The following is a 14,536-nucleotide window of genomic DNA, read 5'->3' on the forward strand; positions in this document are numbered from 1 at the left end:
CCTGCCGGCTCGACGGCCGGACAATCACCAGGAGGGCTGCTGTGAGCGAGGACCACCGGGCGCGGATGCGCGCCTTGATCAACGCACCGGGAGCGGCGGTCGTTCCTGGCGTCCCGGATGCGATCACCGGCCGGGTAGCCGAGCAGATGGGTTTCCCCGCGATCTACCTCAGCGGCGCGGGATTTGCCAATGCGCAGCTCGGAGTGCCCGACCTCGGACTGGTAACGCTGACGGAGATCGCTGCGCAGACCGAGCGGTTCCGCGAGGCGGTCGGCATCCCGATCGTCGTGGACGCCGACACCGGCTTTGGTGGCCCGCTGAACGTCCGCCGGACCGTGCGGATGCTCGAACAGCGGGGCGCCAGTGCCATCCAGCTGGAGGACCAGCTCTTCCCCAAGCGCTGCGGGCATTTCGAGGGAAAGCAGGTGGTCCCCACGGGTGAGATGATCGCGCGGATCTCCGCTGCCGTCGACGCGCGGACCGACGACGATCTCGTCGTGATCGGACGCACCGACGCCCGCGCCACCGACGGCCTGCAGGCCGCGATCGACCGCGCTCGGCTGTACAAGGAAGCGGGCGCGGACGTGTTGTTCGTGGAGGCGCCGGAATCGCGGGACGAAATCGTGCAGGTGGCGGAGGCGCTGCCCGGCCCGCTGCTCCTCAACGTCGTCGAGGGCGGAAAGACACCGATGCTGCCGGCCGACGAGCTCGGCAAAATCGGCTACTCGCTCGTCCTCTATGCCAACTCGGCCATGCGCGGAGCGGTGCGCGGCGCCCAGATCGTCCTCGCGTCCCTCCAGGAAAACGGGTGCACCGAGGAGGTTCTCGGATCGATGCTCAGCTGGCCAGAGCGGCAGGCTCTCGTGGGCAAGCCGGCTTTCGACGCGCTCGAGGCGCGCTACCACGTTATCACCGGGGAAATGCCGTGACCACACCTTCCCCTCGACTGACCGGTAACGACGCAGGAGTTTCCCATGCTGTCTGAGGATGAGCAATCGCTGTTTCGTGAGTCGGTCCGCAGCTTCGCCGCGAAGGCGGTGGCCCCCATCGCCGGCTCCCTCGACCAGACCGACGAGTTCCCCCACGACCTGCATCAGGCGATGTCCGACTATGGACTGGTCCAGCTGGCCGTCCCCAGCAGGTACGGCGGGCCGGGCGCCGATATCACCTCGATCTGCATCGCCCGCGAAGAGGTGGGGGCAGCGGGTTCGATGGCGATGGCCACCCTGGCCGGCCAGAACAACAACATGGTGATGCCCCTGCTCGGCTTCGGGACCGCGGAGCAGAAAGAGCGGCTGCTGCCCGAGCTGGCCAAAGGCGGCGTCAGCCTGCTCGCCTTCACCGAGGCCGAAGGCGGCTCCGACCCGAACAAGATTGCGACCACTGCGGTCCGGCACGGCGACGAGTGGCTCCTCAACGGGCAGAAGTCCTACATCTCGTGGGGCAAGGTGGCACAGTTCGCGCTGATCCTCGCCCGGACCGGCGGCATACCGGGGGGCCGTGGGCTGACCGCCTTCATCACCGAGACCTCCGCGCCAGGGTTCATCGAAGACCGGCACAACGTGAAGATGGGCCAACGCGGACTGCCCAATGTTGACCTACGCTTCGACAACCTCCGAGTGCCGCATGAGAACATCCTGGGCGGCGAGGGGCAGGGCTTGGCGGCCGCGCTGCGCGGCCTGCAGATCAACCGGCCCGCGATGGCCGCTATCGCGCTCGGCGGGGCCCAGGGAGCTCTCGACTACGCGGTGCGGTTCGTTCTCGAGCGCCAGCAGCATGGCCGGAGCCTGGCCCGGCACCAGGGCCTGCGCTGGATGATCGCTGACATGGCGACCAAACTGGAGGCCGCCCGCCGGATGGTCTACGGGGCCGCCGCAATGATCGACCAGGGCGCCCCCGCCGCTGAGACCATCCAGATGTCCTCGATGGCCAAGTACTTCGCCACCGAGGTAGCGGTCGAGGTCACGTCCATGGCAGTGCAACTGCTGGGCGGGGCAGGCTACCTCGCCGAGCATCCCGTCGAACGCTACCTCCGCGACGTGCGGGTAGCGACGATCTATGAGGGCACCAGCGAGATCCAGAAAAACACCATCGCGCGGGGCATTCTCGGCAAAGAGACGGAGGTCTGACATGCCGGCGACACCGGGGCCGCTGGGCTCCGTCCGGATCCTCGACTTCACCACGATGATGTCCGGCCCGATGGCCACCCGGCTGTTCGCCGACCTCGGCGCGGACGTGGTGAAGGTCGAGCGCCCGCCCGGCGGGGACCACAACCGCGGCCGCACGCCGGTCTACGGCGGCTCCAGCCGGTTCTTCACCCAGCTCAACGCAGGCAAGCGATCGGTGACGCTGGACCTGGCTATGCCGCCGGAGGCCGAGTTCGCCCAGTCCCTGGCCCGGCGGGCGGACGTCGTCATCGAGAACAACCGGCCCGGCGTCATGGCCAAGCTCGGCCTGGGCTACGCGGCCGTACACGAAGGAAATCCCGGCGTCGTGTACTGCTCCATCTCCGGGTATGGGCAGGATACGTCCGCTGCGACGCGAGCAGCGTACGCCCCGAACATCCACGCGGCCTCCGGCTACGACCTGGCCAACCTCCGTTACCAGGACGATCCGGCGAAGCCGGCCAACACAGCCATCTTCCTGGCGGACGCGCTGGCGGCGATTTACGCCTGCACGGCGATTCAGGCCGCGCTACTGGCCCGCCACTCGACCGGCGAAGGCCAGTTCATCGACCTGGCCCTGTTCGACGTGATGCTGAACCTGATGGTCTTCGAGATGCAGGCCGCGCAGACCAGCGCGAGACCACCGCGATCAGTCTATGTACCGCTGGCAACCACGGATGGTTTCGTCTCCGTGGCTCCGGTCAGCCAGCTCATGTTCGTCGGCCTGACCAGGGCCCTCGGCCGTCCCGACCTGGCCGAGGACGAGCGCTTCCGGACCGCGCCCGCACGCGAGCTGCACTGGACCGAGCTGATGGACATCCTGGGCGAGTGGGCGGCGGTCAGGACCTCCGCCGAGTGTCTCGGCACGCTTCTCGCGGCCGGAGTCGCGGCGGCGCCGTTCCGGACTCCCGAGGAGGTCATGACCGACCCCTACCTGGCCGAGCGAGGAATCCTCAGCGCCCAGTCGGACGCCGGCGGCGCCTACTACATCTTCAACCCGCCGTACACCTTCGCCGACCGGTCGGTACACGCCCGGGGGCCCGCTCCGGCCCTCGGCGCGGACCGGGACAGCGTCACGGCTGACTGGCTCGGGGGTGGCCGTGGCTAGCTCCGCGATGGATGGCCCGGCGAGCGGAGGGCCGCTGGCCGGCCTCCGGATCGTCGAACTAGCGGCCCTCGGGCCGGTCCCCTTCTGCGGGATGGTCCTGGCCGGGCTGGGCGCCGACGTGGTCCGCGTCGACCGGGCCCGGGATATCGGCAGCCCCGGGCAGGCCCGGCCTTTTCAGGAAATGCGCGGCAAGCGTTCGGTCGCCGTGGACATGCAGCACCCGGACGGTGCCAACGCGGTCCTCGACCTGGTGGCGGTGGCCGACGTGTTCCTGGAGGGATACCGGCCGGGGATCACCGAGAAGGCGGGGATCGGGCCCGCCGAATGCCTCGCCCGTAACCCCCGGCTGGTGTACGGCCGGGCGACCGGCTGGGGCAGGCAGGGACCCTACGCGGGGCTGGCCGGCCACGATATCAACTACCTCGCTGTGTCCGGTCTGCTCGGAACTCTTGGCCCGGCCGACGCGCCGCCGCCCCCACCGCTGAATGTGGTGGGGGACTACGCGGGCGGAGGGTACGGGCTCGCCCTCTCCGTCCTGGCCGCCGTGCACTCCGTGAACAAGACGGGTGTCGGGCAGGTCGTCGACCTGAGCATGCTGGAGGCGGTGGCCCTGACCACGACCCGGCTGCACCACGAACGGATCGCGGGCAACGTGGTCGACCAGCGGGCAATGAACCTGGTGGATGGTGGCGCCCCGTTCTACAACACCTACGAGACCGCCGACGGGACGTACGTGGCCGTCGGCGCGGTCGAGCGGAAGTTCTACGTCGCCCTGCTGACCGTCCTCGGAATCGACCCCGCGCTCGCCGATTCGCAGTGGGACCGTGCGGAGTGGCCACGGATGCGCGCGCTCTTCGCCGAGCGGTTCCGGACAGACTCGCGCGCCGCCTGGGCCCGGGCGGGCGCGGAAGCGGATGCCTGCCTGGCCCCTGTGCTTACCCCCGGCGAAGCGCCGCAGGACGAGCACAACCAGGCCATCGGCCTGTTCGCCGACTATGACGGCGTACCGACGCCCCGCCCTATCGCCCGGTTCTCCCGGGATGTGCTTCCGGAAACTCGTCCGGCGGCGCAGCCAGGGAACCACAGCCAGGCCGTCCTGGCCGAATGGGGCATCCCGCGCGCACGAATTGACGCCCTGCTGCGGTCGGCGACAGTCGTCGGATCATCAGCATCCCGAGCCGCTCGATGAGCCTGCGCGACGGAACCCGCACTCCCTCGATCGGGCTGAGCGGGCAGCCGATACCGTTCACGAGCCTGGTTGATGTCGGCCCGGACCCGTCCAGCACTGGCGAACCGGCCTTCCGCCTGCGGCCTTCGTCATGGCTCGACGGGCTGATCGCGCGCGGGCTTCCCGCCCCCCTGGTCATCCTGGCCGACGTTGCGGCGGGCGCTGCCGCCCTGCGAGGGCGGACCGGACCGGAACGTGTCGTCACCGAGGCGCTGCGGCTCGACCTGCTTGACCGGCCGTCGGTGGAGCTGCGAGCGGTGGCCAGCGCGTCCGCGTCGGGCCCGCGGCGGGCCATGACCGTCGGCGTGATCAGCAACGAGACGGACGGCGGCGTGGTGGGCCATCTCACCGGCCGGGTAGCCGTGCTCGACCCGCGCCAGGCCGGGGCGCGCGTGAGCGCGCCGTCCTGGGTCCCGCCCGGCGACACCCCCGCGGTGAGCGACCTGCTCGACGACGCCACCGAGCTGGTACAGGCGAGCGACGATATGGTCCGGCTGCGCATACCGACGCACGGCGACCTGGGCAACTCTTACGGGTACATGCACGGGGGCGCGATCGCGGTGATCAATGACGTCGCGCTCGAGTGGCTGCGCCGCCAGCCGGGTTGCGAGCTCGCCGGTTCGCGGGTGCAGTCGGTGTCGCTCGACTACCTGGCCCCCGTACCGCTCACGGGAACGGCGTCCGTGACGTCCCGGGTAGCGGAGCGCGGCCACGGCCGGGCCGTGGTGCTGGTCGGGGTCGCCGGCGTCGGTGGGGCCGCCAGCGCGGTCGCGTCCTATACAGTTCGGCTGGCGCGTTCATGACCGAGCCGGGCACGGGGGGCCGGAGGCCGCGCGCAATCGTCGCATCAATTGATGAAGGATGATGATCCAGGAAAAGCCGGGCGTGACCGCGAACGTCGGCACCGACTCGCGGGGGCCGGTGATCCGGCGGCGGTCCAACGCCGAACTCATTGCGGACCACCTGCGGCGCTCGATCGTCCAAGGCAAGATAGCCGAAGGTAGCGCACTTCCCAACCTGGAGCACCTGCGAAAGCAGTTCGGGGTCGGCCTGCCCGCCGCGCGGGAAGCGATCAGGATCCTCGAGTCCGAGGGCCTGGTCACCGTGGTCCGCGGCAACATCGGCGGGGCCGTCGTGCATGCCCCGAGCCTGTCGGCCGCCGCGTCCAGGCTCGGCATGGTACTGCGGAGCCGGCGAGTGGAGCTCGCGGACCTGGCCGCGGCGCTCCGCGCCATCGAGCCGGTATGCGCGCAACTGTGTGCCGAGCAACGCGACGGACAGACGCTCGCCATGCTCACCGAGCTCATCGACGAAACACGAGCAGCCACGGGCGACGAGCACACGGCCATCGCGCTCAACCGCAGATTCCACGAGACGCTTGCTGAGCGCTGCGGCAACCAGACCCTGCAGGCCCTGGTTGGCGCCCTCGAACTGCTCTGGTCCGGACAGGAAGAGGACTGGGCCCACAATCTCCCATCCCGGTACACCATGGAGAACCGGCTGGCCGGCATCGCGGCTCACGAGAGGGTCCTGGACAAGATCCGCGCCGGTGACGGCCCCGGGGCCTACCTCACCATGAGCGAGCACATTGCCGAGGGATACACCTACGCGGTCCCGGAACCGACGTAGCGCCTGTCCCGTGCCTCACGGGCGGCAGTGTTCACAGAGGGAACGGTGGAGAACGGGGGGTGCACGATTCCTGGTCGCCGGCGGTCCACGGCCCGGATCCCGGCACGCCCCACGTACGAGCGTCGCGCGGGTGTTCCGGTGGCCCGGTACTGTCGGTCGAGAGGTCATCCGCCCGGCGTCACCGGTCGGGGATCCGAGGTGGGGTAGCCGGCGGGGCCGGCCACGGACGGCAAGCGACGATGAGGTGGCGAGCCGGCCGAAGCGGTCATGGGACGAGGTGCAGGACCTCGTCGTCGCGGCGGCCCGGCCGCTGTTCGAGACGCAAGGATATGCCGGTACCTCGACGCGGGATATCGCCCGTCAGGCCGGCGTGACGCAGGCGGCCGTCTTCCGTCACTTCGGTTCGAAGGAGAAGCTCTTCGAGGCGGTGATCCTCCAGCCGCTGTGCGACTACGTCGACAGCTTCGTCGAGCGGTGGAGCGACGACGCACAGTGGAAGGTGCCGCCAGAGCAGCGCACGCACGACTACGTCGCCGACTTGTGGGATCTTGTGCGCCGCAACCGGACACTGCTCACCCAACTGTAGCGACGCGCGGGCCGTCTCAGCGTCGTCGCGACGGCGCCCTCAGTCGAGCGGATGTCTGCTCTGACCGAGGCGGTCGAAGCCGCGAACCTCGCCGTGGTCCGATCGGGTGGCTTGGCCCGCCCGCCGGACAGGCCAGGACGGATCCGGCGGCGCAGTCCCAGTCCCAGCCGTTCACAGCTGCCGTAGGTAGGGACCGTGCGGCGCCGACCCGCTGACCAACCAACCATCCATCCACTGCTATCCCTGGGGGCCGTCGGCCCTGCGTGAGAGCGTTATCGAGGAGCCCGTCCCGCACGGAGAGGAGCGCTACCCGCAGTAGTCAGTGGTCGCGACACGCCCGGGATTCCGCCGACCTGAGGGAGATCTTTAAGCGAGCGCTGCTGGACGCCGAGCTGCTGGGCGGGATGCGTTCTGACCGGACGCGACAGCCCTGGAGGAATTGATCGGCAAGATGGGATGCCTGATGCTCTTCGTGTCCGATCGGTAACGATCAGGCGTACCATCGGATGCCTTGCGGTGCAGGTCGTCGAGACCAACCTCTACAGCGCCGATGCTGGCTGCGGGGCACGACTGGCAGAATTCTGCTCATTATTGATCTTGATGTGGGTGTCGCCGCGGAGCTGTGCCACTAGGCTGCGGGACGTGGCCGCACCGATGCGGAGGCGCTTACGAAGGGTCTCGGCCGAAATCGGACGACGGTACAGCTCCCAGTGGTGCGCGTCCTCCGCCCGTGCCCGCTCCAGCAGATCACCGTCGACGACGCGACCATCCGTGACCGGTGCGCCACGCCTATTCCACTGCGCCGGCACCAGCGCCGGTTCTACGAGGGCATTCCCGGCACCAGCGGTCGTCGTGAGTCGAGGCCGACTACCAGTCGTCTGCGAGTGACCAGCCGGTGACGGGTACGGCACTCCCCGGGTTTCGTTCATTGCTTGGAGTAGTAGTGGGCCGACGTGCGCCCAGCCGATGAGCAGGCAGCTGCCAACTGAGTCGAAGGCGGCGCGACCGTAGTTCCCCTCGATCAGCGGCTCGGTGTCATTTAGCGCAAGCGTCACGAGACTACAGAAGATCAAAAGGTGGCGGGCGGGTCGAATCTGTTCGGCGCTCGCGCCACGCAGGGCAAGCTGACGCGTCCCGAGAAGCAGGCCAATAACAGACAAATCGACGGCCGGGGCCACCAAAGGCGCCACATAGACAGGCACGCCCAAACTGATTCCCAGCGTCCAGACGTTGCCGAACGCAAACAAGAAGCTCAATGCGACGACCATGCCCATGAGCACGGTCACAGTTTGAACCGCAGGTTCCCGCTTGCCACCGACGATGACGTCGCTTCGACCCGGCGTGGCAGTCACCGCTCGCTCCTCGGCTCCGGTAGGACGAAATCGTCCTCAATTACCAGTTGACCAGCCATTTCTCTAAGATCAGGTATGCACTGATCTGTAGGTAGCCCGGTTGGGGGCACCACCCCAAGACCTGCAACGAGGGCTCCCTGACCCGGGCAAACCTGGTCAGGGAGCCCTCTTCGTCGGTCCGGCCACATCCGACCGTCACCGGCCCCCGGTGGTTGATCGTGCCGAATACGTGCCCAAGTTCCTGGCGTTACCGGTTTTGTGGGCGACTCGACACCACCGATACCCAGACCCGGGACTGACCCTGTCCGGGACCAGCGACCAGCGGCCGTCCGGGGGATCCCAGCCGGGTACAGGATCCCCCGCGGGTGACGGCGGCCGGCCGTAGGTGGGAAGTGCTGCTCTGGTGACCGCAATGACCTACCGCCCGTGTCCTCGGCGGCCGGCCGTAGGTGGAAAGTGCCGCTCCGGTAACCGCAATGACCTACCGCCCGTGTCCTCGGCGGCCGGCCGTAGGTGGGAAGTGCCGCTCTGGTGACCGCAATGACCTACCGCCCGTGTCCTCGGCGCTGCGAGATGCGGCGACCCACCGCAGCGCATCCCGCGCCTCGTCGGAGACGTCCTCCCTGTTGCGCAGGATGTGTTGAAGGCCCTGCGACGCAGCGCTGACCCCCGGCGTAGCCGAACGACGCGAATACGCCCCTACGAATACGCCCCTACGCATGCGCCCGGGCGCACCATCCGCGCCGGGCGTAAGGCGATCCCGTTCGCGGCCCGGCGACGGCGTCGGGTTGGGTCGGCAAACCTAGCCGAGCTGGATGTTGGTATCGGCATCAGGGTCCGCGCTCGTGCTGATGCAGGTGACGGCTATTGCGCACAGCTCGTCGGAACGGTTTGCCCACCGGTGGAGGGTTGCGCGTTGGACGAGGCAGTCGCCTTCGGACAGGGTGGCCGTGCGCCCATCCTGGGTGTCCAGGTCGATCGTTCCCGACATCACGACGACGTAGTCAATGGTGTCCGTCTTGTGCATGGGGCTCTCGGTGTGCGGTTTGAAGATGCAGAGCTGGAACAGCGAGCCGCCCGCTGCCGGTTGACTGAGGGGTGCGTCGGGCGGGTTCTCTTCGAGCGCATCGTGGGTGACGTCCGCGGGCATCTCGGTGGTGAGCCAGAGCTGGTGCATCGTCGCAAGACCGACGTCGAACGAGAGGCTGGCCGGTTTGTCCGACGAGACCGTCGAGCGACCTTCCCCATCGACCCCGATGATCACGCGGCGTGGTGTGGGCACGGTGTCTTCTGTAGAAGGTCGCATTGCAATTTACCGGCGCCCGCACCTGGGCACCGCGCGGGGCCGCCGCTTTTGGGCTCCCCGACAGCGAAGTCACCGCAGCGCAGGCAGCGCCAAGCGACGCCCGCCGTCGTCACGACTCTCAGCCTCGCGGCGAGCTCCGGCTCGTCGGGGCGGTAAGGCGCGTGACCCTTGCGCGCGCAGGCCCGCAGGTTCCACTCCACGACTCCCGGTCTTAGGAAGACGGCGCAACCCCAGGGTTATTGATCTAACTGTCGGCATCGAGTCAGGCCTGCGAAAGCCGGCCGGGCGCCGGCCTGCATTCGTGGTGGCGCGGGCCAAGGAGGCTCCTGCAAGGGGTCGGTGTCCCTGCTGTGGCCCGCGGCCACTGGTCGATCTCAAAGTCCTACTGGCGGCTCGCGGCGAGGTCGTCAGCGTCGGTGCGGGCGATGGCCGCGTCGACGATGGCGTACTCTGCCCCGTCGAGGACGGAGAGCGCCAGGTCGATTGCGTCGACGGCGTCCTGCTCAGCCACCTCAGCACGGTGCTGCGCCTTGCGGACGTCCCGCTCGTTTTGTCGCTTGTCGGCATCTGCGCGCGACTCGGCGAACCGCTGCTCTACCGACGAGCGCACCGTGTCCCACTGTGTCTGCATGCCGGCCTTCGCCTCTTCGACCTTGCCCGTTGCCTTGGTCTTGGCGGCCGTGACAGAGGTCGTCAGCGCGGCTCGCTCTGCCTCCAGGCGCGCGCGGTTCTTCTCCCGCGCCGCGCCCACCACGTCATCGACCTTCCTCGCTCGGTCGGAAAACTCGCTGAGCTGCTCAGACAGCGTCTTCATAGTTGACCCTCCTTCTCGGTCGCTTGGCCCTGGGCCTCGCGGATCGGTTGGCTGCCTCCAGCCGACCCGTACCCGCCCCCGAGGTTCTGTATCCGGATGCCTTCGCCTGACAGCCGTCGCGACCAGGGCGACACATCAGGCGGCGGACAAAGTCCCACGAGGCGGTCGCGCCGCCGTTGAGCCCTCGGGGGTGTAGCGGCACCGCGACACCCCCGCTCCGCCTCTGAGTACAGTCCGTGATGGTCTTACGCTGGTTCTGCGATAGGATCCGGCTCAGGCAACTCGCCGGCGACCACGGGATCGGCCGGTCGACGTCCTACACCTACCTCCACGAGGGCATCGCGGTGCTGGCGCTGCGGGCACCTGACCTGCGCAATGCCCTACTGGCCGCGAAGGCGGCCGGTTACGATCATGTGATCGTCGACGGTTCGGTGATCGAGACCGGCCGGGTGCGCATCCTCGGTCCCACCAAGGATGCGGAACATCAGCGGCTCCAACTCGACCAGAGCCGCACTCGTCACGGCGTCCGCTTCTATTCTCGATCCGCTCTCTCGGAGAGACCTTCCAAGAGAGCGGACACTTTTCCCATAATTTCCAGCACCGCCCGGGTCTTCGCCAACTCCGCGGCCAGTCTCGCGTTCTCGGCCTTCAACCGCCGGTTCTCCGCCGACCCCGCCGCCTGGGCCAGCCCAGGCGAACTCTTTGCCCCCAACGTGCCCCGGTCACGCGCCCTACGCCACTTGGCGACGTGCGAGTCGTACAACCCCTCCTGGCGAAGCAACGCCCCCGAGCACCGTGCTCGGTCAACGCGTCGTACTCCCCGACGATCCTCAACTTGTACGCGTCGGTAAACGTCCGCCGCGTCGGCTGGCCTTTCCTGGAACCGGACCCCTTCGGCGCCTTCCCGCTCGGCCTTTCCGAACCACCCGACGACACGTCTGCCATGGTCAAAGTCGCAAGATCCTGATCCGCATCTCGCCCTACTCGCTACACCCGACGGATAGATCGTTCTGTCTCAACTCACCTTGGCAGAGAGGGGGTCAGCGTGGGGACCCGGGTGCCGACGTGGTGTCGGACCGCAGTATGGGCGACGTGAGACCGCAGGAGATAGGCGACGGCGACGCTCGTGTCGAGCGCGAGGTCGGTCACCGGCGCCCGGCGTCGATCAGGGCGAACACGGTCTCATCGGTCACGACGGTGTCCGAATCGGCTACCAGGGAGCCGTCGACCTCTCGGAGCCGCGCCGTCCGTCCGGTGGGTACGAGTTGCAGACCGGCACCGTAGAGGCTCACATCGACCGACGCACCGGGTACGAGGCCCAGAGCGTCACGTAGTGGCTTGGGGACGACGATGCGTCCCACCGAATCGACGGTCACTTCCATAGGGAAAACGGTACCAGTCGATTCCCAGGCCATTCCCGGCGTACCAGAAAATTGGTCGCCGCGGGTTCGCTTGCCTGACCGCCTCAGGCTCCCAGGAATCGGTTGCGAGCGGCCTGCGTTCACCGGCTGTGGAGCACTGCCGGCCGGGTGACGGGGACGACGGTGAGGAGGCCGTCCAGTCCCGTGAAGTCGTCGGGGTTGGTCGTGAACAACGGCAGGTCCTCGGCTATTGCGATCGCGGCGATCATCAGGTCGGCCAGCCGTCGTCTGGGCTTGCGCCCGGCGCCGATCACGGCCGCGCAGACCCTGCCGTAGATGCGCGCGGCTTCCACGTCGAACGGAATGGGGTCGAACTCGTTCTCGGCACGCTGCAACACGTCCAGTCGCCGGGCGCGTTCGGCGTGCTCGTCGTAGTTGTCCTGCTCCTCGTTCCTGCGCACCTCGTGCGGCCCCGCGGAGAGCTCCGCCAGGGTGATGGCGCTGATTGCCATTTCGGCGGGAAGCTCGTCGGGGTCCACCCACCGGCGCAAGATCATGATGTTCGTGTCGAGCAGCCCGTGGGCGTGGTCACCGGTCATACGGGTCGTCCGGTTCCTGGTCGGCCGTGGCGTTCTGGTCGGCTCGGAAGGTATCCAGGGAGATGTCGGGGGCGCTGCGCGACATCGCCATGAACTCGCTGCGCGGGACGAACCGTCGACGCCGCCGCAGCGGGATCAGCTCGCCGATCTGGTGTCCGTCGCGGGTGACCGTGAACGCCTGGCCGCCCTGGACCGCGTCCATGATCTCTTTTGACCTGTTGCGCAGATCACGCTGGGTGACCTCAGGTTGAGAACTCATACCGCCGACGATACCCGCCATGTGCCACCTGGTGCCACCTGGTGCCACTCTCAGGTCGAGATCAACTATGGGATGTCACGCTACGTTGCAGGAGCGCCAACCGGAAGCCGTCCTCGACGGCCGGACATCCGGACGTCCGGACGTGAAGTCGTCGGCCGAACCTACTGCCGCTGGTACGACGACTGGTACCGCGACTGGTACCGCGACTGGTACCGCGACCGGCACGAGAACAGCCGCCCCGGGGTTACCGGCAACGGCGGCGCCGGCCCTCGGGTCTCCGGCGGTAGATCAGGCCGGCGTCGCGCAAGACGTGAACCCAAGACGTGAACCGCGGCGGCGAGCCCGTCGACCGTCCACGGTCGACGGGGCTCGCCGGGTAGCAGGGCAGACGCCTGTGCCGCGGATCGCTGTCCGAACACAAGATTCAAAAAAGGCTCTGCGGCTGGGCAGGCCTTGTCAATTATCGTGCCCTTACATCGGAATTTCCGGTCGCAGGCGTCCGAGGTCAGATTCTTACGGCATTCTTACGGCGTTTCCCCTGCTCGCCATTCACCTTGACGCATCCAGCGACGCCTTTCTATCGTCGCGGGGTCGGGGTTTCGGTGAAATCTTGTTGATCCCAGGTTGCTGCAACGACGGAAAACTCACGAGATCCCGACGTCGATCGGTTCACGAACACGGGTGGGAATCCGCCCGAATGGAAGGAGAACGGCATGGCTGTGCTGTCAAAACGATGGTCGTCAAAACGGTGGTCGCTCGCGGCTGCCACGCTCATGATTATCGCAGCTACGGGGGTGACAGGTGGTCAAGCGCTCGCCGGCGCGAACCAGCCGAAGGGTGCGGCCGCGGGACTGGGGCCGCTACACGGTTTGCTGCCTCGTGATCACCTGACGCTCGAGAGCGCGCTCCAGGTCGATCTCAGCAAGGAAAGCGTCCGCCTGCCCCTTTACAAGGGGAAGGCGAACGGCACGACGGTGTGGTTCACGCTCCTGGATGCCTCTGACGAGGGCCTGGCACGCGACCTGGGGGTGAACTATGCGCCTAAGCTCACTAATCTCGCCGTCGGCTGCCAGGAATGCGTCCAGACGGTGACCCTCGACGCGCCGACGCCGCAGCAGAACCGTTTCGGGCAGGCCGTTGTCAACTTCCAGGGCGCGCCCGATTTCAGCCCGACCCGGGTGGCCGAGCCCGGACCGGATGGTTTCCCGCTTGCCAAGTTCCAGCCCGGCGCGGTCGCCGGCCCAGGTTACAGCCCGTTCATCCGCCTCGAAGGGTCGAACGTCGTCTACAGCGCGCCGATCGTCGCGACCGGCGACGGTCCCTTCGACGTCGTCCACCACACCGACACCGGTGATCGTGTCCTGGGTATTCACATCGCACCTCCGTCCCCGCCCGGCCAGTACCTGGAGTCCTACGTCGACATGCTGTTCGTCAAGGGCTTCGACGCCGGCAAGCCGATCGTGTACATCAGCACCGACGCGGGCCAGCCCCTGACCGCCGCACTGGAGCGTGCGACCTACGTGCCCGCGCTGGACAAGGCGGCCTACAACGGCGGCGACGACTTCCTCGGCTCCGCCCGCGAGCGGCTGTTCGGGTTCATCAACGGCCAGACCGGCGCCGACAACAGCCAGGCACAGGGGTTCGTTCATCTCGCCAAGGACGGGCATGTCGCCGAGGACGCCAGCGCGGGTAACACCGCGCTGATCGACGCCCTGCGCAACGGCGGCGACCTGCTCAACGTGTTCGGTGACTTCCCGACCGAGACCGATCCCAGGCACGCGCTGGCCTACAGCCCGCTGTGGGACGCGCAGCTTGGCCTGTGGACCGACAAGGCCGTGCGGCAGGGCCTCAACAAGCGGCAGATCGACGAGGTCCAGGTGTTCAACCTGGCGGCCAGCCGGCCTGATCTGCTGACCGGCGTCGACCCTGCCACCGGTCAGCCCGCCCCCTACGGTTCCGTCGGGGTCGACATCAACTGCGCGGTGATCGGGTTCACGGACACAGCCCCGACCGCGAACCTCGCTGATCCCCTCCCCAACTCGCAGTTCCCGCCCAGGTAGCACTACCGGAGTTTCGCGGTGGGATGGGTGGACCCCGATCGGCATCGGGGTCCACCCGCCCCGGTCAGC

At 68.0% G+C, this 14,536-nt stretch carries 14 protein-coding genes and 1 pseudogene; 9 read left to right on the plus strand and 6 right to left on the minus strand.

Features of this window, described 5'->3' with window-relative positions; translation table 11 throughout:
• The first annotated feature begins 41 nt into the window (after positions 1-41).
• The 7 genes from U9983_RS12100 to U9983_RS12130 all read left to right on the plus strand — a co-directional run bounded on the left by U9983_RS12100 (position 42) and on the right by U9983_RS12130 (position 6,716).
• Complete coding sequence (locus U9983_RS12100) at positions 42-929, plus strand: isocitrate lyase/PEP mutase family protein (protein ID WP_322754112.1); 888 nt, start codon at positions 42-44, stop codon at positions 927-929.
• 45 nt (positions 930-974) lie between these two features.
• Complete coding sequence (locus U9983_RS12105) at positions 975-2,129, plus strand: acyl-CoA dehydrogenase family protein (protein ID WP_322754113.1); 1,155 nt, start codon at positions 975-977, stop codon at positions 2,127-2,129.
• 1 nt (position 2,130) lies between these two features.
• Positions 2,131-3,273: a CoA transferase gene (locus U9983_RS12110; RefSeq protein WP_322754114.1), complete on the plus strand. Its 1,143-nt coding sequence runs from the start codon at positions 2,131-2,133 to the stop codon at positions 3,271-3,273.
• Positions 3,266-4,462 carry a CaiB/BaiF CoA-transferase family protein gene (locus U9983_RS12115; protein WP_322754115.1) on the plus strand — a complete coding sequence of 399 codons (1,197 nt, stop codon included), beginning with the start codon at positions 3,266-3,268 and terminating at the stop codon, positions 4,460-4,462. The genes U9983_RS12110 and U9983_RS12115 overlap by 8 nt, the downstream gene beginning before the upstream one ends.
• Positions 4,459-5,304 carry a hotdog domain-containing protein gene (locus U9983_RS12120; RefSeq protein WP_322754116.1) on the plus strand — a complete coding sequence of 282 codons (846 nt, stop codon included), beginning with the start codon at positions 4,459-4,461 and terminating at the stop codon, positions 5,302-5,304. Before U9983_RS12115 ends, U9983_RS12120 begins: the two co-directional genes overlap by 4 nt.
• Before the next feature lie 82 nt (positions 5,305-5,386).
• Positions 5,387-6,130, plus strand: coding sequence for a FadR/GntR family transcriptional regulator (locus U9983_RS12125; protein ID WP_322754117.1), 744 nt, complete (start codon positions 5,387-5,389; stop codon positions 6,128-6,130).
• A 244-nt stretch (positions 6,131-6,374) separates the two neighbouring features.
• Positions 6,375-6,716, plus strand: coding sequence for a helix-turn-helix domain-containing protein (locus U9983_RS12130; RefSeq protein ID WP_322754118.1), 342 nt, complete (start codon positions 6,375-6,377; stop codon positions 6,714-6,716).
• 539 nt (positions 6,717-7,255) lie between these two features.
• Here the strand turns inward: U9983_RS12130 and U9983_RS12135 are convergent.
• From U9983_RS12135 to U9983_RS12145, 3 genes are all read right to left on the minus strand, one after another.
• The gene (locus U9983_RS12135) at positions 7,256-8,068 is read right to left on the minus strand and encodes a hypothetical protein (RefSeq protein WP_322754119.1); all 813 of its coding nucleotides are present in this window, start codon (positions 8,066-8,068) and stop codon (positions 7,256-7,258) included.
• An 802-nt stretch (positions 8,069-8,870) separates the two neighbouring features.
• The gene (locus U9983_RS12140) at positions 8,871-9,350 is read right to left on the minus strand and encodes a cupin domain-containing protein (RefSeq protein ID WP_322754120.1); all 480 of its coding nucleotides are present in this window, start codon (positions 9,348-9,350) and stop codon (positions 8,871-8,873) included.
• A 406-nt stretch (positions 9,351-9,756) separates the two neighbouring features.
• Positions 9,757-10,188, minus strand: coding sequence for a hypothetical protein (locus U9983_RS12145; protein ID WP_322754121.1), 432 nt, complete (start codon positions 10,186-10,188; stop codon positions 9,757-9,759).
• Between the two features lie 230 nt (positions 10,189-10,418).
• Here U9983_RS12145 and U9983_RS12150 point away from each other — a divergent pair.
• Positions 10,419-10,670, plus strand: a pseudogene (locus U9983_RS12150) (IS5/IS1182 family transposase); the annotation flags it as partial.
• A 663-nt stretch (positions 10,671-11,333) separates the two neighbouring features.
• Here the strand turns inward: U9983_RS12150 and U9983_RS12155 are convergent.
• The 3 genes from U9983_RS12155 to U9983_RS12165 form a co-directional block, all read right to left on the minus strand.
• Entirely contained in the window at positions 11,334-11,570 is a 237-nt protein-coding gene (locus U9983_RS12155; protein ID WP_322754122.1) for an AbrB/MazE/SpoVT family DNA-binding domain-containing protein, read from the minus strand.
• 119 nt (positions 11,571-11,689) lie between these two features.
• Positions 11,690-12,148: a type II toxin-antitoxin system VapC family toxin gene (locus U9983_RS12160; RefSeq protein WP_322754123.1), complete on the minus strand. Its 459-nt coding sequence runs from the start codon at positions 12,146-12,148 to the stop codon at positions 11,690-11,692.
• The gene (locus U9983_RS12165) at positions 12,138-12,407 is read right to left on the minus strand and encodes a prevent-host-death protein (protein ID WP_322754124.1); all 270 of its coding nucleotides are present in this window, start codon (positions 12,405-12,407) and stop codon (positions 12,138-12,140) included. Before U9983_RS12165 ends, U9983_RS12160 begins: the two co-directional genes overlap by 11 nt.
• A 713-nt stretch (positions 12,408-13,120) precedes the next feature.
• On the opposite strand from U9983_RS12165, the gene U9983_RS12170 reads away from it, so the two are divergent.
• Positions 13,121-14,467 carry a hypothetical protein gene (locus U9983_RS12170; RefSeq protein WP_322754125.1) on the plus strand — a complete coding sequence of 449 codons (1,347 nt, stop codon included), beginning with the start codon at positions 13,121-13,123 and terminating at the stop codon, positions 14,465-14,467.
• Positions 14,468-14,536 lie beyond the last annotated feature (69 nt).

This window comes from Protofrankia sp. Cas3 (genome assembly GCF_963555955.1).
Lineage (GTDB): Bacteria > Actinomycetota > Actinomycetes > Frankiales > Frankiaceae > Protofrankia.